Here is an 18,539-nt window from a genome sequence, read left to right on the forward strand (position 1 = left end):
ACATCCGGCGCGAGAAGGCGACCTCCAACATCTGCACCGCACAGGTGCTGCTCGCGGTGATGGCGTCGATGTAGGCCTGCTGGCCCGGGCCCCGGCCGACGCGGCCGAGCGGCGGGTCGAGCGCGTGAGGCTGCTGCGTGCCGCGGGCGTGGTGGCAGACGCCGATCTGCCCTTGGTGCTGACCGTCTCGCGGGTGGCTCCGCAGAAGGACCTGCCCGTCCTGGTGGACGCCGCGGCCCGGCTGTCCGGCAGGTGCAGCTGGGTCGTGGTCGGCTCCGGGGACACGTCGCTGACGGTGCAGCTGCGCGACCGGGCTGCCGCGGCCGGCGCGCCGGTGCACCTGGTGGGACGCAGCGACGTCGTCGAGCAGTGGCTCCGGGCCGCCGAGGTCTTCGTGCTCCCCAGCCGCTGGGAGGCCCGGGCTCTTGTCGTGCAGGAGGCGATGGCGGCGGGCACTCCCGTCGTGACCACCGATGTGGGCGGCCTGCGGGACCTGGTGGCCGGGGTGGGCACGACGGTGCCGCCGGGGGATGTGGCGGCCCTCGCCGAGGCGACGCGCGAGCTGTTGGCCGATCCCGGGCTGCGGACCGCGGGGTCCCGAAGGGCTCGCGAGGCTGCAGCCCACCTGCCCGATGTCGAGGACATGACGCGCGAGTGGCGGGGTTGGTACGCCGAGCTGGTCTCGATGACGTAGAGTCAAAGCCCGTGGTGAAGCAGACGAAACACATCTTCGTGACCGGAGGCGTCGCCTCTTCGCTCGGCAAGGGCCTCACGGCCTCCAGCCTCGGTCACCTGCTCCGCGCTCGCGGTCTCCAGGTGACGATGCAGAAGCTGGACCCCTACCTCAACGTCGACCCCGGGACGATGAACCCGTTCCAGCACGGGGAGGTCTTCGTCACCGACGACGGGGCCGAGACCGACCTCGACATCGGGCACTACGAGCGGTTCCTCGACGTGCCGCTGTCCGGCCGGTCCAACGTGACCACCGGTCAGGTCTACAGCGACGTGATCGCCAAGGAGCGCCGCGGCGAGTACCTCGGCGACACCGTGCAGGTGATCCCGCACATCACCAACGAGATCAAGGCCCGGATGCGGGCCGAGGCGGACCGGCTGGACGTGGCCGACGCCGCGGACGTGCCGGACATCATCATTACCGAGATCGGCGGCACGGTGGGTGACATCGAGTCGCTGCCCTTCCTCGAGGCCGCGCGGCAGGTCCGCCAGGACGTCGGGCGCGACCACGTCTTCTTCCTGCACGTCTCCCTGGTGCCCTACCTCGCGCCCAGCGGGGAGCTCAAGACCAAGCCCACGCAGCACTCCGTGGCGGCCCTGCGCCAGGTCGGCATCCAGCCGGACGGCCTCGTGCTGCGCGCCGACCGTGAGATCCCCAGGAGCATCAAGCACAAGATCAGCTCGATGTGCGACGTCGAGGTCGAGGCGGTCGCCAGCTGCGTCGACGCGCCGAGCATCTACGACATCCCGAAGGTGCTGCACACCGAGCGGCTCGACGCCTACGTCATCCGGCGTCTGGGACTGCCCTTCAAGGACGTCGACTGGGACGACTGGGACGACCTGCTGCGCCGGGTGCACAACCCCGAGCACGAGGTCGAGATCGCGCTCGTCGGCAAGTACATCGACCTGCCGGACGCGTACCTGTCGGTGACGGAGGCGTTGCGTGCGGGCGGGTTCCACCATGACGCCAAAACGCGCATCCGCTGGGTCGCCAGCGACGACTGCCAGACCGAGGCCGGTGCCCAGAAGGCACTCGGCGGGGTCGACGCCGTCCTGGTCCCGGGCGGGTTCGGGGTGCGGGGGATCGAGGGGAAGCTCGGCGCCCTGCGCTGGGCTCGGGAGCGCGAGGTGCCGACCCTGGGGATCTGCCTCGGGCTGCAGTGCATGGTGATCGAATACGCCCGCAACGTGGCCGGCATCGCCGACGCGTCCTCGACCGAGTTCGATCCGGACACGTCGGACCCGGTCATCGCGACGATGGAGGAGCAGAAGGCGTTCGTCGAGGGCGCGGGCGATCTGGGGGGCACGATGCGGCTGGGGGCCTACCCGGCACGCCTCCTTCCCGGCTCGGTCATTGCGGAGGCCTACGGCACGACCGAGGTCAGTGAGCGACACCGGCACCGCTACGAGGTCAACAACGCCTTTCGCACGAGGCTGGAGGAAGCCGGCCTGGTGTTCTCCGGCCTGTCGCCGGACCGCGAGCTCGTCGAGTTCGTCGAGCTGCCCGCTGACGTGCACCCCTACTACGTCTCCACCCAGGCCCACCCGGAGTTCCTCTCGCGGCCGCACCGCGCCCACCCGCTCTTCGCCGGCCTGGTCGGCGCGGCGATCGACGCGCAGCGGGCGACCCGCCTGGTCGAGGTCGAGCGGGAGGCGGCCGGCCGGCCGGCCGGCGACCCGGTCTCTGCGCCGTGACCGACGAGGGGGAGCTGCGCGACGTCTTGGACCCGCGTCCGGTCAGCGCGCACGAACTGCTGCACGACGGCATGGTCTGGGACCTGGTGCGCGACACCGTGGACCTCGGGGAGGCCGGCACGGTCCGCCGCGAGTACCTCCAGCACCCCGGCGCCGTGGGCGCGGTCGCCCTCGACGACCGGGGACGCATCGCCCTGCTGCGGCAGTACCGCCACCCGGTCGGCATGGAGCTGTGGGAGCTGCCGGCCGGCCTGCTCGACAAGCCGGGGGAACAACCGTGGGTCGCCGCCGCGCGTGAGCTGGCGGAGGAGGCCGACCTGGTTGCCGCCCGATGGCACGTGGTGGCCGACTGGCAGAACTCGCCGGGCGGTTCGAGCGAGAACTGGCGCTGTTTCCTGGCGCGGGACCTGTCCGAGGTCCCCACGGGCGAACGGTTCGAACGCGAACACGAAGAGCTCGGTATGACGGTGAGCTGGGTCCCGCTCGAAGAGGCTGTGGACGCCGCGCTCACCGGACGAATCCACAACGCGTGCACCGTCGCCGGCGTGCTGGCGGCCCACGCCGCCCGGGAGCGCGACTGGGCCACCCTGCGGCCGTACGACGCCCCCTGGCCCGAGCACCCGGCATACCGATGACCGGTCCGCGGGCGCGGTTGCGTCAGCCGTCCACACGCAGCAACGTGCCGCCCTTCCACGTGATGGAGGTCTTCAAGGCGGCGACCAGGCGACAGGAGACGCACGGCGACCTCATCCTGCTGTGCGTGGGGCAGCCGGCCACGCCTGCGCCCCGGCCGGTGGTCGAGGCGGCGCGAGAGGCCGTGGAGACGCAGACCCTCGGCTACACCGACCCGAACGGTATCGCTCCGCTGCGCGGAGTCATCGCGGCGCATTACGCGAATTCGTATGGGCTGCAGGTTGATCCGGACCAGGTGCTGATCAGCAACGGGTCCTCGGGCGGGTTCAGCACCGTGGTCCTGGCGGCGTTCGAGGCGGGCGACACCATCGCCATGACACGGCCCGGCTACCCCGCCAACCGCAGCACGATCCAGGCGTTGGGCTGCCGTGTGGTGGACCTCGACTGCGACGAGTCGACCCGGTTCCAGCCCACGGCGGCGCAGCTGGAGGCGCTGCCGCAGCGGCCTGCCGGCGTCGTCATCGCCAGCCCGGCGAACCCGACCGGGACCATCATCGACCCCGAAGAGCTCGGCCGGATCGCGAGCTGGTGCGAGGCGGAGGGGGTGCTGCTGCTGTCCGACGAGATCTACCACGGCATCTCGTTCGGGCGGCGGTGTGCGAGCGCGTGGGAGTTCTCGGACCAGGCCGTCGTGATGGGGTCGATGAGCAAGTACTACTCGATGACCGGGTGGCGGCTCGGCTGGACCCTGTTGCCGCGCCACCTCTACGGTCCGGCCGAGCGGTTGCAGGCGAACCTGGCGATCTGTGCTCCGGCGGTGTCGCAGGCGGCGGCGATCGCGGGGTTCACGCCGGCGGCCACGACCGAGCTCGACGGGCACGTCGAGCGGTACGAGCGCAACCGTGACCTGTTGCTGCGCCGTCTGCCCGAGCTCGGCATCGACCGCTTCGCGCCCCCGGACGGCGCGTTCTACGCCTACTGCGACATCAGCCACCTGACCGACGACTCGATGACCTGGTGCCGCGACATGCTCGAACGCACCGGCGTCGCGCTGGCGCCGGGCGTCGACTTCGACCCGGTCGACGGGCACCGCTACATGCGGCTCAGCTTCTGCGGTTCGACCGAGCAGCTCGACGAGGCCCTCGACCGTCTCGTGGCCGCCATCTGACCGGGGGCCTCACAGCATCCGTGCGTTGTCCGCGGGTTCGTGGATCTGGCCCGCTCCTTGGTGGGCGAGGCGTGCGTTGTCCGCGGGTTCGTGGAGGGTGCACGCGGGCGGACAGCACCTCGGCAGCCCACCGTACGATGGGTGGCGGTGTCCGCGCAGGTGAGCGGACGGCATACTCCTGAACGACCCCGAGCAAAGGAACACTGGTGCTTCGCACTCACGAGGCCGGCACGCTGCGCGCCGACGACGCTGGAACGACCGTCACGCTGACCGGCTGGGTGGCCCGCCGCCGCGACCACGGCGGAGTCGCCTTCCTCGACCTGCGGGATGCCTCCGGCGTGGCTCAGGTGGTCGCGCGGGACGAGGTGCTGGCACAGGGTGGCGCGCACGAGCTGCGCAACGAGTACTGCATCAAGGTCACCGGTGAGGTGCGAGTCCGCCCCGAGGGCAACGCCAACCGCGATCTTCCGACCGGTGAGATCGAGGTGGTCGCCGACCAGCTCGAGGTGCTCAGCGCGTCGGCCCCGCTGCCGTTCCAGATCGACGAGCGCGTGACGGTGGGGGAGGAGGCGCGGCTGAAGTACCGCTACCTCGACCTGCGCCGCCCTGCACCAGGCGCCGCAATCCGCTTGCGCAGCAAGGTGAACCAGGCCGCGCGCACGGTGTTGGCCGAGCGGGACTTCGTCGAGATCGAGACGCCGACGTTGACCCGGTCGACGCCCGAGGGCGCCCGCGACTTCCTGGTGCCCGCCCGGCTGCAACCCGGGAGCTGGTATGCCCTGCCGCAGAGCCCGCAGCTGTTCAAGCAGCTGCTCATGGTGGCGGGCATGGAGCGCTACTACCAGATCGCCCGCTGCTACCGCGACGAGGATTTCCGCGCCGACAGACAACCCGAGTTCACCCAGCTCGACATCGAGATGAGCTTCGTTGAGCAGGACGACGTCATCGAGCTCGGGGAGGCAGTCGCGGCGGCGGTCTGGCGATTGATCGGGGTGGAGCTGCCGACACCGTTCCCGCGGCTGACGTATGCCGAGGCCATGGAGCGGTTCGGCACGGACAAGCCCGACCTGCGCTTCGGCCAGGAGCTCGTGGAGTGCACGGAGTTCTTCAAGGACACCACATTTCGGGTCTTCCAGGCGCCGTATGTCGGGGCGGTCGTCATGCCCGGAGGCGCGTCCCAGCCGCGCAAACAGCTGGATGCCTGGCAGGAGTGGGCCAAGCAGCGTGGCGCCAAGGGGTTGGCCTACGTGCTGGTCGGCGACGACGGCACCCTGGGCGGGCCGGTCGCCAAGAACCTCACCGACATCGAGCGCCAGGGTCTGGCTGGGCACGTGGGCGCGCAGCCGGGGGACTGCATCTTCTTCGCCGCGGGCCCGGTCAAGGCGTCCCGCTCGCTGCTCGGCGCGGCGCGGCTGGAGATCGGCCACCGTGGTGAGCTGATCGACGAGTCGGCCTGGTCCTTCCTGTGGGTCCTGGACGCGCCGCTGTTCGAGCCGACCACGGAGGCCGAGGCCAGTGGCGACGTCGCCGTCGGCTCGGGCGCCTGGACGGCGGTGCACCACGCGTTCACCTCGCCCAAGGCCGAGTTCCTGGACACCTTCGACACCGACCCCGGGTCGGCCCTCGCCTATGCCTACGACATGGTCTGCAACGGCAACGAGATCGGCGGTGGGTCGATCCGTATCCATCGCGAGGACATCCAGCAGCGCGTCTTCAGCGTGATGGGGCTGACCGAGGAGGAGCAGCGCGAGAAGTTCGGGTTCCTGCTCGACGCCTTCGCTTTCGGCGCCCCGCCGCATGGCGGCATCGCCTTCGGTTGGGACCGCATCTGCGCGCTGCTGTCGGGCACCGACTCGATCCGTGACGTCATCGCGTTCCCGAAGTCGGGCGGCGGCTTCGACCCGCTCACCGAGGCGCCCGCCCCGATCACGCCGCAGCAGCGCAAGGAAGCCGGCGTGGACGCCATACCCCCGTCCTCCTGAGTTGTTGCTGGCGAAGGGAGTCATCGATGACGCCGGTTGCCAGCAACAAGGGAAGTCAGGGGTCGAGGCGGCGGGAGGCCCACGACTGGGCCGTGCGGTAGCCGAGGCCGTGGTAGAGGCGGCGCGCAACATCGTTGTCGGAGAACATTCCGAGCGTGCACACCCCCTCACGCTCGACCGCCCGCCGGGTGAGCGCCGCGGTCATCGCCAGCCCGAGGCGTCGGCCGCGCAGGTGCGCGGCCACGGTGATTCCCGACAGGTGTGGGTGGCCGGCGTGGTTTCGGTGCAGGGCCGCGCACGCGACCAACGCGCCCGCGTCGTCGCGGACCCCGAGCCACAGCTCGGTGACCCCCTCGCCTGGGTGGGCGTGGGTCGTCGGGTTGCCCTGCTCGAGAAGGGCGGTGATCTCGGCGAGGTCCCCGGTGTCATCGAGCTCGACGAGCGCCTTCTCCTGCGCGAACACGGGTGGCGTCGTCGTGCTCCACATCCACTCCCAGTCACCGCCGGTGGACGTGCCGAAGTAGCGGGCGTGCAGACCCGCCGCGTGCTGGGGCAGGGAGACCGAGGTGACGGGAAACTGCGCCAGCTCCCCGGTGTCCTGCAACCGCGCCAGCAGACGGTCGAGGTCGTCGGTCGGCCCGATCGCGGTCAGCCCGGTGCGCCCGGAGGACCCGGTCCGGACGAACGCGACGGCACTGTCGAGCGAGAAGGCCGGGCCGGGGTAGGAGGACGGCAGCTCGTAGCGCACGAAGGCGTCGCCGCCGCTTGCTTCGAGGACCTCCTCGTATGACGTGAGTCTGCGCACGTGGATAGCCTGCCAAACGTGACCACACCGCCTGACGACGACCTCTTCGCTGCCTCGCGCGGCGAGCCAGCGGACGGATCTGCGGACGGGCTGGACGCGCACCGGCCGCCGCTCGCGGTGCGCATGCGTCCGGCGAGCCTCGAGGAGGTGCGTGGCCAGCGCGACGTGTTGCGACAGGGGAGTCCTTTGCGACGGCTGATCGAGGGGCACGGCGGAGCGGCCGGTCCGCTTTCCGCGATCCTGTGGGGGCCGCCCGGCACCGGCAAGACGACGCTGGCTCACCTGGTGGCGCAGGCCGCGGGGCGCCGCTTCGTCGAGCTGTCGGCGGTGACGGCGGGTGTCAAGGACGTGCGGCGCGTCATGGACGAGGCGGCCCGCGAACGCGATCTCTACGGCCGCCAGACCGTGCTCTTCCTCGACGAGATCCACCGGTTCACCAAGGCGCAACAGGACGCCCTGCTCCCCGGCGTCGAGAACCGGCTGGTCGTGCTGGTGGCTGCCACCACCGAGAACCCGTCCTTCAGCATCATCGCGCCCCTGTTGTCGCGTTCGATGCTCGTGACGCTCACCTCGCTCGACGACGACGACCTCGACGAGGTGCTCACCTCGGCGCTCAACGAAAAGCGTGGCCTGGCGGGGGAGTTCACCCTCGACGACGAGGCGAGGGCACACGTCATACGCATCAGTGGTGGTGACGCGCGACGCGCTCTGACGGCACTGGAGGCGGCGGCGGGAGTGGCCCTCGACGCACAGCCCCCGGGTGGCGAGGACCGCCCGGTGACCATCACGCTCGCCCAGGTCGAACAGGCCGTCGCCCACGCTGCGGTGCGCTACGACCGGGCGGGCGACCAGCACTACGACGTGGCCAGCGCGCTCATCAAGTCGATGCGCGGCAGCGACGTCGACGCGGCGCTGCACTACCTCGCGCTGATGCTGGAGGCCGGCGAGGACCCGCGGTTCATCGCGCGTCGGATCGTCATCGCTGCGAGCGAGGACGTCGGGATGGCCGATCCCACGGCGTTGCAGACGGCCGTCGCGGCGATGCACGCCGTGGCCCAGATCGGGATGCCCGAGGCTCGGATCATCTTGGCGCAGGCTGTTGTTCACAACTCCATCGCGCCCAAGTCCAACGCCAGCTACGCGGCGATCAACGCGGCCATCGCCGACGTGCGGGCCGGCCGGGGAGGTCCGGTGCCAGCCCACCTGCGCGGAAGCGGTTACGCCGGAGCCGATCGGCTCGGCCACGGAAAGGGCTATCGCTACACGCACGACGAGCCGGACGGTGTGGGCCCACAGCAGTTCCTGCCCGACGACCTGCTCCACGACGCCGACTACTACCACCCCACCGGCCGGGGATGGGAGGAGCGGCTCGCCACGCGGTGGGCAGCAGTGCGAACGATCATCAGAGGCGAGGGCCCGCGCGGCAATAGATAACGATTGGATGTCCCTCGGTGGCGGGGGGTGCCATCCCTGCGGCCTCTGTGGCACATTCTCTGTCTGACGGCGGTGCGAGCCATCTCACACGAGGTGGCAAACGGGGGGGGGCTGTCTCCCGCATCGCCATGACCATCACCGGGCACCGTCAGGTCGCCCCACACTGTCTGCGGAGGCCACATGTCGGTTGGTACCACGGCACCAACCCCAGCGGAAGGACAGCTCGAGGCTCCTTCCGACGCCGACCCCGACATCCAGCTCGCGGAAGGTGGCGGCAGCAAGTCGCCGCTCAAGATCGCGATGACGCGCCTGATGCGCGACCCGGTCGCGATGATCTCGCTCGGCATGGCCCTGTTCTTCGTCCTTGTCGCGGTCTTCGCGGACCAGCTGTCCGGCCTCGAGGGCCAGAACACGACGGACCTCAATCTCGACCTGATCGGTGACAACACGTACCCGATCTTCACCGCCAACACCGAGCACTGGTTCGGGATCTCGTCCGGCCTCGGCCAGGACCTGTTCGCCCGATGGGTGCACGGCAGCCGCCCCTCGTTGATCATCGCCGTCGCCTCCGCTGCCGGAGTGACGATCATCGGCGTGCTCCTGGGTCTGCTGTCCGGCTTCCTCGGCGGTTGGGTCGACCGGATCATCTCCTGGATCATCGACTTCCTCCTGTCGCTGCCGTTCCTCCTCTTCGCCATCGCGATCGTGCCCATCGCGGTCAACCGTTACGCCGGCACCCAGGTCGGTGACTACGTGGACGAGGAGAAGGTCGCCACGATCCGGTTCCTCTGTCTGATCTTCGTCTTCGTGCTCTTCGGCTGGTGCACCCTGGCGCGCCTGATCCGCGGCGAGGTGTTGTCGCTGCGCGAGCGGGAGTTCGTGCAGGCAGCGCGTGCCCTGGGCGTGCCCACCCGCGTCGTGTTGTTCAAGGAGATGCTTCCCAACATGCTCGGGCCGATCATCGTCAGCCTCTCGCTGGCGATCCCGGGTTACGTGAGTGCAGAGGCGGGCTTGTCCTTCCTCGGCGTGGGTCTGCGGTCACCCAGCATCTCGTGGGGCCTGACCGTGGCGACGGCGCAGAACTCCTTCCAGGCCCACCCGATCTACCTGTGGCTCCCCGTCCTCGGCATCGCGCTGCTCGTGCTCTCGCTGAGCCTGCTCGGAGACGCCATCGCCGACGCCTTCAATCCCCAGACCAGGCGATAGTCCCCGAACCGGCGACTACGCACCCATACCACTCCCGGATCCTGACCGGGAGGGACGAAAAGGAGAACATCACATGCGCTGGACCAAGGTCGTGGCGTTGGCCGCTGCCGGAACGCTGTCCCTCGCCGCCTGTGGCGGCGGCAGCAGCCCTGCCGACACTGCAAACAACCAAGCGAGCGAATCGGCTGGCACCGGCGGTGAATCGCCGGCCGCCAACCCGACCTCGGACGCTCCCGAGGAGAAGGCCAGCGCCGGCTTCATGCCCGATGCCAAGGGCCCCGCCCCGGAGATCGCGGGTGCGAAGAAGGGCGGCACGCTGATCATCAACGCGGCCGGTGCCCCGACCACGTTCGACCCGTCCGGCCAGTTCATCCAGGACGTCAACCAGATCCTCAAGCAGTACGTCACCCGGACGCTGACGGGCTACTCCATGCGCGACGGCAAGTCCGTGCTGGTACCCGACCTGGCCACCGACCTGGGCACCGTGTCGGACGACGGCCTGACCTGGACCTTCACGCTCAAGAAGGGCCTGAAGTACGAGGACGGCAGCACGATCAAGGCCGATGACGTGGCCTACGCCATCAAGCGGTCGTTCGCCCAGGAGGAGCTGCCCGGCGGCCCCACCTACCAGCTCGACTACCTCAAGGACGGCGACAAGTACAAGGGCCCCTACAAGGACGGTGACAAGTTCGCCGGTGTGGAGGCCAAGGGCGACCAGGTGATCTTCCACCTGCGCAAGAAGTGGCCGACCCTGCCCTACTTCGGTGCCTTCACCCAGACCTCGCCGATCCCGAAGGCCAAGGACACCAAGACGGAGTACACCAAGCACCCGCTGTCCACCGGCCCCTACAAGTTCTCCACCTACAAGCAGGGCGTCGAGCTCACGCTGGTGCGGAACGACCAGTGGGACCCGAAGTCCGACCCGATCCGACACGCCTTCCCCGACAAGGTGCAGTTCAACTTCGCCCAGGACGCCCCGAAGGTCGCGGCGTCGATCATGGCCAGCAACGGCCCCGACGCCTTCACCCTCAGCTATGACGGCGTCGACGCCTCGATCTACAACAAGGCGACGACCACCAACAAGGACCAGGTGAGCACGGCAGCCGGTCCCTGCGTCAGCTACGTCACCATGGACACCCGGAAGATCCCCCGTGACGTGCGCGAGGCCATCGCGATGGCCTGGCCCTACGAGGCGATCCGCAAGGGCGCCCAGATGACGAAGCTGGACTACTCGCCGGCGTCGTCGATCATGGCGCCGCAGGTGCCCGGGTTCGACAAGTACGAACCGATCAAGCTGCCCGGCGGCGCGGTCCTCAACGGTGAGGGCAACGGCGACCCGGCCAAGGCCAAGCAGATGCTCAAGGACGCGGGCAAGGAGAACTTTGTCCTGTCCTACTACTACTCGATCGACAACCCGCTGTCGGTGCAGGTCAACACCGTGCGCAAGCAGCTGCTCGAGAAGGCCGGCTTCAAGGTCAAGGACATCGGCCTTCCCCGCACCGAGGTGCGAGAGAAGACCATTCTCTCCAAGAGCGACGCCAACCTGATGCAAGGCGCGTCCGGCTGGTGCTACGACTGGCCGAGCGGTGACGGTGTCTACCCGGCGCTGTTCAAGAGCTCGCTGGTCAAGTCCCAGCAGACCTACAGCACGGGCTTCCTGTCCGATCCGAAGCTGGACAAGGAGATCGACCGGATCTCCGGCCTCCCGGTCGAGGAGCAGGGCCCGGAGTGGAGCACGCTGGACGAGAAGATCCTCAAGGACTACCTGCCGCTGCTCCCGGACTACAACAGCAAGGCGTCTGCGATCTACGGCACCAAGGTCAAGAACGTCATCGTCGACCCCAACCAGGGCATGCCGGAGTTCGCCAGCATCTGGCTGGACCAGTAGGCACGGGTTCCTCGCGGTGACCCGGAGCCGCACCCAAGGCTCCGGGTCACCACCGCCCGACTCCCGCGGAGGGGGTGCGCCGGTCACTCGACCGGCGCACCCTCCTGCGGGTCCTTGACGACCAGGAGACCCACCGGTGCTGATCTACATCCTGCGACGACTCGCGCTGTCCGTCAGTGTGGTCTTCGCGGCCATCGTCGCAACGTTCGCGATCTTCTTCCTGGGTCCGAGCGACCCGGCGGGGGCCTTCTGCGGGCAGGGCCAGAACTGCACCCCCGAGCGTGTCGCCATCATCAAGAAGAGCCTCGGGCTCGACGAACCCAAGACGACCCAGTTCGTGCACTACATCGAGGGTGTCGTCGTCGGGCGCGACATCGGCGACTCGGACTCCTCGGTCAAGCACTGCCCGGCCCCGTGCCTCGGGTGGTCCTACCGCTCCAACCGCCCCGTCACCGACATGGTGCTCGAGCGCTTCCCGGTCACGCTCTCGCTGGTGGTGGGTGGCGTCGCCGTCTACGTCACGCTGGCCCTGCTGTTCGGCGTCCTGGCTGCACGGTTCCGCGGACGACTCATCGACCGCGTCATCGTCGGCGTGTCGCAGTTCGTGCCGGCGATCCCGTACTACATCGCGGCCCTGATGTTCTACCTCTACTTCATGGTCTTCTACGCGATCATCCCGCGCAGCTCCTACACCTCCATCACCGAGTCGCCGTGGGCCTGGTTCACCGGACTGCTCGGAGTCTGGCTTTTCTGGGGTGCCTTCGCCTCGACCGGCTACATCCGCTACGTCCGCGCCTCCATGATCGACACCCAGGGGCAGGACTACGTGCGCACCGCCCGGTCCAAGGGCATCTCCGAGAAGCGTGTCATGTACCGCCACGCGCTTCGAGCGGCGATCGCGCCCTTCATCACGCTGGTCGGCATCTCCATCGCCTTCGAGCTGACCGGGTCGATCTTCACCGAGCGCATCTTCAACATCCAGGGGATGGGTCTGCTCGCCCTGGACTCGTTCAACACCGGCGACCTGCCGGTGATCGCCGGGGTGGTGGTGATCACGGCGACCTTCGTCACGATCGGTAACCTGATCGTCGACATGCTCTACGGAGTCGTGGATCCCCGCGTGAAGCTCTCATGACCGCACCCCCCGAAGCTCTCCTCTTCGCTCCGATACTTCGCGAGGACCCCGCATGACGACCGGAAGCGAGACGCAGGACATGCTGCAGCCCGCGCAGAGCGGACCGAACATCGCCCAGCGGCGCGGCCGCGAGGGCAAGAAGGTCGGCGAGCAGATCCTCAAGGTCACCGACCTGACTGTGCAGTTCCCGACCGAGGACGGACTCGTCCAGGCGGTCAACGGGCTCAACTACGACCTGCAGATGGGCCAGACGCTGGCCATCGTGGGGGAGTCCGGTTCGGGCAAGAGCGTGTCGAGCATGGCCGTCATGGGTCTGCACGACACCCGCCGGGCCCGCATCGGCGGCTCGATCATGCTGGACGGCCAGGAGATCGTCGGGGCCTCGGCACAGACGATCCGCCGGATGCGCAGCGCGACCGCGGCGATGATCTTCCAGGATCCCCAGTCGTCACTGCATCCCTTCCTGCGGGTCGGCTGGCAGATCGCGGAGGCCTACCGGGCGCACCACAAGGTCTCCAAGTCGGTCGCGATGAAAAGGTCGGTCGAGATGCTGGACCGGGTGGGCATCCCGAACCCGGCCCGCCGGGCCAAGCAGTACCCCCACGAGTTCTCCGGTGGCATGCGCCAGCGTGCGATGATCGCGCTCGGGCTGGTCAACGACCCGAAGCTGCTCATCGCCGACGAGCCCACCACGGCGCTCGACGTCACGGTCCAGGCCCAGATCCTCGACCTGCTCAACGACCTGCAGGACGAGTTCGGTTCGGCGATCGTGCTCATCACGCACGACCTCGCGGTGGTCGCGGAGGTCGCCGACGAGGTCCTGGTGATGTATGCCGGTCGCGCCGTCGAGCACGGAACGGCCACCGAGGTGCTGGCCCAGCCGCGACACCCGTACACCTGGGGCCTGCTCAGCAGCGTGCCCTCGATCTCGGCGACCGGTTCGAGCCTGCGGCCCGTCCGGGGGCTACCGCCCAGCCTGCTCAACCTGCCGACCGGCTGCTCCTTCCACCCGCGGTGCGACTTCATGGAGCGGGTCCCGGGCGGGCGCTGCATCAAGGAGCTGCCCGAGCTCATCCCGCCGGAGAGCCAGTCCGACCGGGTGACCCGGTGCCACCTCGCCGAGCCCGCCGACATCTTCCGCGACGAGATCGCGCCGAGCCTGGACGGGAGCGAGGGCAGAAGCCATGAGTGATCAGCTGGGCACCCAGGACAGCGACCGCTATCGCGAGGCGGCGCCGGTCGTCCACCCGGACAGCGACCCGGACCGCAAGCCGATGCTGGTCGTCAAGGACCTGGTCAAGTACTTCCCCGTCAGGGAGTACACCGGCCTTTTCCCGACGACCCTGCAGATCCGCGCCGTGGACGGGGTCTCCTTCGACGTCGCGCCGGGCGAAACCCTCGGTCTCGTGGGGGAGTCCGGCTGTGGAAAGACGACGACCGGGCGGCTCATCACCCGGCTGCTGGAACCCACGGCCGGCTCGATCCAGTTCCAGGGCAGGGAGATCGGCCACTTGAAGGAGCGGCAGCTGCGCGGTATGCGCCGCGACCTCCAGATCATCTTCCAGGACCCCTACGGCTCCCTGAACCCGCGCTACACCGTGGGCAACATCATCGGCACGCCGCTGCAGGTCCACAACCTGCTGCCCAAGAACAAGCGCAAGGCGCGGGTCCAGGAGCTGCTCGAGCTGGTGGGCCTCAACCCGGAGCACATCAACCGCTATCCCAACGAGTTCTCCGGTGGCCAGCGCCAGCGCATCGGAATCGCTCGCGCGCTCGCGGTCGAGCCCAAGCTGATCATCGCCGACGAGCCGGTCTCGGCGCTCGACGTGTCGATCCAGGCCCAGGTGATGAACCTGCTCGAGAAGCTGCGCAAGGAGCTGGGCCTCGCCTTCATCTTCGTCGCGCACGACCTCGGCGTCGTCCGGCACTTCTGTGACCGCGTCGCCGTGATGTACCTCGGCAAGGTCGTCGAGCTGGGCAGCCGCGAGTCCATCTACGGCGCACCGCAGCACCCGTACACGCAGGCGCTCCTGTCCGCCGCGCCCGACCTCAACGTGGTCCGCGGAGCGGTGCCGGAGGAGCGGATCCGTCTCGTCGGGGACGTGCCCAGCCCGATCAACCCGCCGAGCGGCTGCCGTTTCCGCACCCGCTGCTGGAAGGCCCAGGACATCTGCGCCCAGGAGGAGCCGGCGCTGATCCCCCGCAACGACAGCGGCGAGCTGCACACCATCGCCTGCCACTTCGCGGAGCCGAAGACGTCGATCGTCGCGGATGCCGCCGAGGTCACCGTCTGAGCCTGCACGGTAGGGTTTGGCCGCAGCCGCAACAGCGCCGAGGCTGCGGCAAAGGAAACAGCGAGGTGATTTCAACGTGAGTGTGTCCTTGGGCGACATCGCAGGGATGATCGCGGCGCTGGCCTTTGCCTACCTCGTCCTCCGGACGGGGTCCGTGATCGGCAAGGCCGGCCAGGTCCTGGACGAGGCCCGGTCCGGTGTGCAGGGTGTCTCCGAGCAGACCGTGCCGCTGTTGTCCCAGGTGACCGACACGGTGGCCTCGACCAACGAGCAGATCGTCCGGGTCGACGCGATCACGACCAACGTCGCCACGATGTCGGCCAACGTCAGCGCGTTGACCTCGTTGTTCGCCGCGACCCTGGGCGGGCCGGTCGTCAAGGTGGCGGCCTTCAGCTACGGCGTGCGCTCGGCCTTCGGCCGCAGGCGTGGCGGTGGCAAGCACCGGAAGGACGGCTGAGGTGCGCCGCGCGCTGCTGCTCGCCGCCGGTGCCGCCGCGGGAGCACTCCTGCTGCGCTCGCTGTCGCGGGCCGGCGCACTCGACGGCGTCTACCGCCAGTGGCACGAGATCACAGATGCGGTGCGCGAGGGCATGGCCGAGCGAGAGGCCGAGCTGCGTCAGGCGCTGGGCATGGACACCGGCATCGGCACCGGCACTGCGGCCCCCGGCCTGTCCCCGGACGAGGGTCGCCGTCTCGTCGAGGACCCGACGGGTGCTCGAGCTCGGTAGGGCCACCGGCCCCGCTCCCGCCCACCCGCACGACGACAGACGCGAGCACGGCTCCGGCACACGGCATACGCTGTGCTGTGGTCTGTCGGCTGACCCGACCTGAAGGAAACCCATGGAAACCGCTGAGATCCGGCGACGTTGGCTGCGCTTCTTCGAAGAGAAGGGGCACGTCGTCGTGCCCAGCGCGCCGCTGCTCTACGACGATCCCAATCTGTTGTTCGTCAACGCCGGGATGGTGCCGTTCAAGCCCTACTTCCTCGGCCAGGAGACTGCGCCGTGGAAGCGTGCCACGAGCGTGCAGAAGTGTGTGCGCACCGGCGACATCGAGGAGGTCGGCAAGACCAGCCGGCACGGCACCTTCTTCCAGATGAACGGCAACTTCTCGTTCGGCGACTACTTCAAGGCCGACGCGATCGCCTTCGCCTGGGAGCTGCTCACCACCAGCCAGACGGGCGGAGGCTACGGCCTCGACCCCAGCAAGCTGTGGGCCACCGTCTACGAGGACGATGACGAGGCCGCGGACCTGTGGACCTGCCTGACCGAGATCCCCGCGGAGCGGGTGGTGCGCCGCGGCAAGAAGGACAACTACTGGCACATGGGCGTGGCCGGGCCAGGTGGTCCGTGCAGCGAGATCTTCCTCGACCGGGGCTCGGACTACGGCCGCGAGGGCGGCCCCGCGGTCGACGAGGACCGCTACATGGAGATCTGGAACCTCGTCTTCATGCAGTACGACCTGTCCGCGGTGCGGGCCAAGGACGACTTCGACGTCGCGGGCGAGCTGCCCTCGCGCAACGTCGACACCGGCATGGGGCTCGAGCGGATGGCCACCGTGCTGCAGGGCGTCGACAACCTCTACGAGATCGACGAGGTCTACCCCGTCATCGAGGCCGCCGCCGAGCTGGCCGGCAAGCGCTACGGCGAGCACAGCCACCACGACGCGGCAACCAGCCACCCCGACGACGTGCGGCTGCGCGTCGTGGCCGACCACGTCCGCAGCTCGTTGATGCTCATCGGCGACGGCGTCACGCCCGGCAACGAGGGCCGCGGCTACGTGCTGCGCCGGATGCTGCGCCGGGCGGTGCGCTCGATGCGGCTCCTCGGCGTCGACGAGCCCTCGCTCCCGGTGCTCCTGCCGATCAGCAAGGACCGGATGAAGGCGTCCTACCCCGAGCTGGAGCGCGGCTTCGAGCGGATCAGCCAGATCGCGTATGCCGAGGAGGTCGCCTTCCGGCGCACCCTCGCCTCGGGGACGACGATCCTGGACACCGCGGTGGAGAAGGTGAAGAGCTCGGGCGGGCACCTCCTCGAGGGAGGCCAGGCGTTCGCGCTGCACGACACCTACGGGTTCCCGATCGACCTGACCCTGGAGATGGCGGCAGAGCAGGGCCTCGAGGTCGACCAGGAGGGTTTTCGTCGGCTGATGACCGAGCAGCGGGAGCGAGCCAAGGCCGACGCCCGGGCCAAGAAGAGCGGGCACGGCGACACGCACGCCTACCGGCAGCTGCGTGAGCAGGGTCCGACCGAGTTCCGTGCCTACGTCGAGCTGGACACCGACTCGCGGGTGCGTGGCCTGCTGAGGGGCGGCGAGCTGGTGCCCGTGGCCGGTCAGGGCGAGCAGGTGGAGGTGGTGCTCGAGCGCACGCCGTTCTACGCCGAGTCGGGTGGTCAGATCGCCGATGAGGGCGTCATCACCGCCGACGGCGCACGCCTGCGGGTGCTCGACGTCCAACGGCCCGTCAAGGGACTGATCGTGCACCGCGTCGAGGTGCTCGAGGGCGAGGTGCGCGTCGGCCAGGACGTGCACGCCAGCGTCGACCCCGAGTGGCGGCTCTCGGCGTGCCAGGCCCACTCCGGCACGCACGTGGTGCACGCCGCGCTGCGGCAGGTGCTCGGCCCGACCGCGTTGCAGAGCGGTTCCTACAACAAGCCCGGCTACCTGCGGCTCGACTTCGCCTGGAACTCCGCGCTGAGCGCCGCGACCCGCAGCGAGGTCGAGGAGGTCGCCAACCTCGCGGTCCGGCAGGACCTGCCCGTCTCGGCCATGGTCATGCCCCTGCCGAAGGCCCGCGAGCTCGGCGCCCTCGCCCTCTTCGGCGAGACCTACGACGAGGACGTGCGCGTCGTGGAGATCGGTGGCCCCTGGTCGCGCGAGCTGTGCGGTGGCACCCACGTGCAGCACTCCTCGCAGGTCGGCGCCCTGAGCGTGACCGGTGAGTCCTCCGTCGGCTCGGGCGTCCGCCGGGTGGAGGCGCTGGTCGGGATGGACGCGTTGCGCTACCTCGGTCGCGAGCGCTCCCTGGTGGCCGAGCTGGCCACCACGCTCAAGGCACGCCCCGAGGAGCTGCCCGACCGGGTCTCGTCGCTGCTGGCCCGGCTCAAGGAGGCCGAGCGGGAGATCCAGGCGCTGCACCACCAGCAGGTGCTCGCCTCGGCGGGGCAGATCGCCGCAGGGGCCAAGGACGTCTTCGGGGTGGGATTCGTGCGCCACGACGCCGGCTCCGGGGCGACGACGGACGACCTGCGGACCCTCACCCTCGAGCTGAGGCAGAGGCTCGGCGACGATCGTCCGGGTGTCGTGGCGGTGGCGGGGGTGGCCAAGGGGCGGCCCGTCGTCATCGTGGCGACCAACCAGCCCGCCCGCGACTGGGGGGTCCGGGCCGGCGAGCTGGTCAAGACCGCGGCGACCACCCTCGGCGGAGGAGGCGGCGGCAAGGACGACCTGGCCCAGGGCGGCGGCACGGACCCCTCCCGCATCGATGCCGCCCTCGCGGACGTCGAGCACGCCGTGGGCGAGCGCGTCACCGCGGGCCGCTGACCGTGCGCCGTGGGGTCAGGGCCG

At 69.5% G+C, this 18,539-nt stretch carries 15 protein-coding genes and 1 pseudogene; 15 read left to right on the forward strand and 1 reads right to left on the reverse strand.

Going from position 1 to position 18,539, the window contains the following annotated elements; all coding sequences use genetic code 11:
- From FCN22_RS22825 to aspS, 6 genes and pseudogenes are all read left to right on the forward strand, one after another.
- Positions 1-71: pseudogene (locus FCN22_RS22825) on the forward strand (hypothetical protein); the annotation flags it as partial.
- A 122-nt stretch (positions 72-193) separates the two neighbouring features.
- A complete protein-coding gene (locus FCN22_RS12825) occupies positions 194-694 on the forward strand; it encodes a glycosyltransferase family 4 protein (RefSeq protein WP_238384724.1) in 501 nt (166 codons plus the stop codon).
- An 11-nt stretch (positions 695-705) separates the two neighbouring features.
- Positions 706-2,427 (forward strand): CTP synthase, encoded by a 1,722-nt coding sequence (pyrG, locus tag FCN22_RS12830; protein ID WP_137121955.1) that lies wholly within the window; start codon positions 706-708, stop codon positions 2,425-2,427.
- Positions 2,424-3,062, forward strand: coding sequence for an NUDIX domain-containing protein (locus tag FCN22_RS12835; protein ID WP_238384717.1), 639 nt, complete (start codon positions 2,424-2,426; stop codon positions 3,060-3,062). The genes pyrG and FCN22_RS12835 overlap by 4 nt, the downstream gene beginning before the upstream one ends.
- The gene (locus tag FCN22_RS12840) at positions 3,059-4,228 is read left to right on the forward strand and encodes a pyridoxal phosphate-dependent aminotransferase (RefSeq protein WP_137121956.1); all 1,170 of its coding nucleotides are present in this window, start codon (positions 3,059-3,061) and stop codon (positions 4,226-4,228) included. The genes FCN22_RS12835 and FCN22_RS12840 overlap by 4 nt, the downstream gene beginning before the upstream one ends.
- A 206-nt stretch (positions 4,229-4,434) precedes the next feature.
- Positions 4,435-6,210 (forward strand): aspartate--tRNA ligase, encoded by a 1,776-nt coding sequence (gene aspS, locus FCN22_RS12845; protein ID WP_137121957.1) that lies wholly within the window; start codon positions 4,435-4,437, stop codon positions 6,208-6,210.
- 55 nt (positions 6,211-6,265) lie between these two features.
- Here aspS and FCN22_RS12850 read toward each other — a convergent pair whose 3' ends face one another.
- Positions 6,266-7,015 (reverse strand): GNAT family N-acetyltransferase, encoded by a 750-nt coding sequence (locus FCN22_RS12850; RefSeq protein ID WP_137121958.1) that lies wholly within the window; start codon positions 7,013-7,015, stop codon positions 6,266-6,268.
- Between the two features lie 18 nt (positions 7,016-7,033).
- Here FCN22_RS12850 and FCN22_RS12855 point away from each other — a divergent pair, with 18 nt between their 5' ends.
- The 9 genes from FCN22_RS12855 to alaS all read left to right on the forward strand — a co-directional run bounded on the left by FCN22_RS12855 (position 7,034) and on the right by alaS (position 18,515).
- The gene (locus tag FCN22_RS12855) at positions 7,034-8,449 is read left to right on the forward strand and encodes a replication-associated recombination protein A (protein WP_373681309.1); all 1,416 of its coding nucleotides are present in this window, start codon (positions 7,034-7,036) and stop codon (positions 8,447-8,449) included.
- Positions 8,450-8,629: 180 nt separating this feature from the next.
- On the forward strand, positions 8,630-9,655 hold the full coding sequence (locus FCN22_RS12860; RefSeq protein ID WP_137121959.1) for an ABC transporter permease: 1,026 nt from the start codon (positions 8,630-8,632) through the stop codon (positions 9,653-9,655).
- A gap of 73 nt (positions 9,656-9,728) precedes the next feature.
- Entirely contained in the window at positions 9,729-11,543 is a 1,815-nt protein-coding gene (locus tag FCN22_RS12865; protein WP_137121960.1) for an ABC transporter substrate-binding protein, read from the forward strand.
- A gap of 136 nt (positions 11,544-11,679) precedes the next feature.
- Complete coding sequence (locus tag FCN22_RS12870) at positions 11,680-12,678, forward strand: ABC transporter permease (protein WP_137121961.1); 999 nt, start codon at positions 11,680-11,682, stop codon at positions 12,676-12,678.
- A 52-nt stretch (positions 12,679-12,730) separates the two neighbouring features.
- On the forward strand, positions 12,731-13,870 hold the full coding sequence (locus tag FCN22_RS12875; protein WP_137121962.1) for an ABC transporter ATP-binding protein: 1,140 nt from the start codon (positions 12,731-12,733) through the stop codon (positions 13,868-13,870).
- A complete protein-coding gene (locus FCN22_RS12880) occupies positions 13,863-14,972 on the forward strand; it encodes an ABC transporter ATP-binding protein (protein ID WP_137121963.1) in 1,110 nt (369 codons plus the stop codon). The genes FCN22_RS12875 and FCN22_RS12880 overlap by 8 nt, the downstream gene beginning before the upstream one ends.
- Before the next feature lie 82 nt (positions 14,973-15,054).
- Positions 15,055-15,429: a DUF948 domain-containing protein gene (locus FCN22_RS12885; protein ID WP_137122023.1), complete on the forward strand. Its 375-nt coding sequence runs from the start codon at positions 15,055-15,057 to the stop codon at positions 15,427-15,429.
- Between the two features lies 1 nt (position 15,430).
- Entirely contained in the window at positions 15,431-15,700 is a 270-nt protein-coding gene (locus tag FCN22_RS12890) for a hypothetical protein (RefSeq protein ID WP_202911562.1), read from the forward strand.
- A 112-nt stretch (positions 15,701-15,812) separates the two neighbouring features.
- Positions 15,813-18,515: an alanine--tRNA ligase gene (alaS, locus tag FCN22_RS12895; protein ID WP_137121964.1), complete on the forward strand. Its 2,703-nt coding sequence runs from the start codon at positions 15,813-15,815 to the stop codon at positions 18,513-18,515.
- Positions 18,516-18,539 lie beyond the last annotated feature (24 nt).

Source organism: Segeticoccus rhizosphaerae (genome assembly GCF_005222685.1).
Lineage (GTDB): Bacteria > Actinomycetota > Actinomycetes > Actinomycetales > Dermatophilaceae > Segeticoccus > Segeticoccus rhizosphaerae.

Excerpts from the sequence above, each read along its gene's own strand:
- FCN22_RS12840 (WP_137121956.1), top strand. The coding sequence starts at position 3,059 with ATGACCGGTCCGCGGGCGCGGTTGCGTCAGCCGTCCACACGCAGCAAC.
- FCN22_RS12860 (WP_137121959.1), top strand. The coding sequence starts at position 8,630 with ATGTCGGTTGGTACCACGGCACCAACCCCAGCGGAAGGACAGCTCGAG.
- FCN22_RS12865 (WP_137121960.1), top strand. The coding sequence starts at position 9,729 with ATGCGCTGGACCAAGGTCGTGGCGTTGGCCGCTGCCGGAACGCTGTCC.
- FCN22_RS12875 (WP_137121962.1), top strand. The coding sequence starts at position 12,731 with ATGACGACCGGAAGCGAGACGCAGGACATGCTGCAGCCCGCGCAGAGC.
- FCN22_RS12880 (WP_137121963.1), top strand. The coding sequence starts at position 13,863 with ATGAGTGATCAGCTGGGCACCCAGGACAGCGACCGCTATCGCGAGGCG.
- alaS (WP_137121964.1), top strand. The coding sequence starts at position 15,813 with ATGGAAACCGCTGAGATCCGGCGACGTTGGCTGCGCTTCTTCGAAGAG.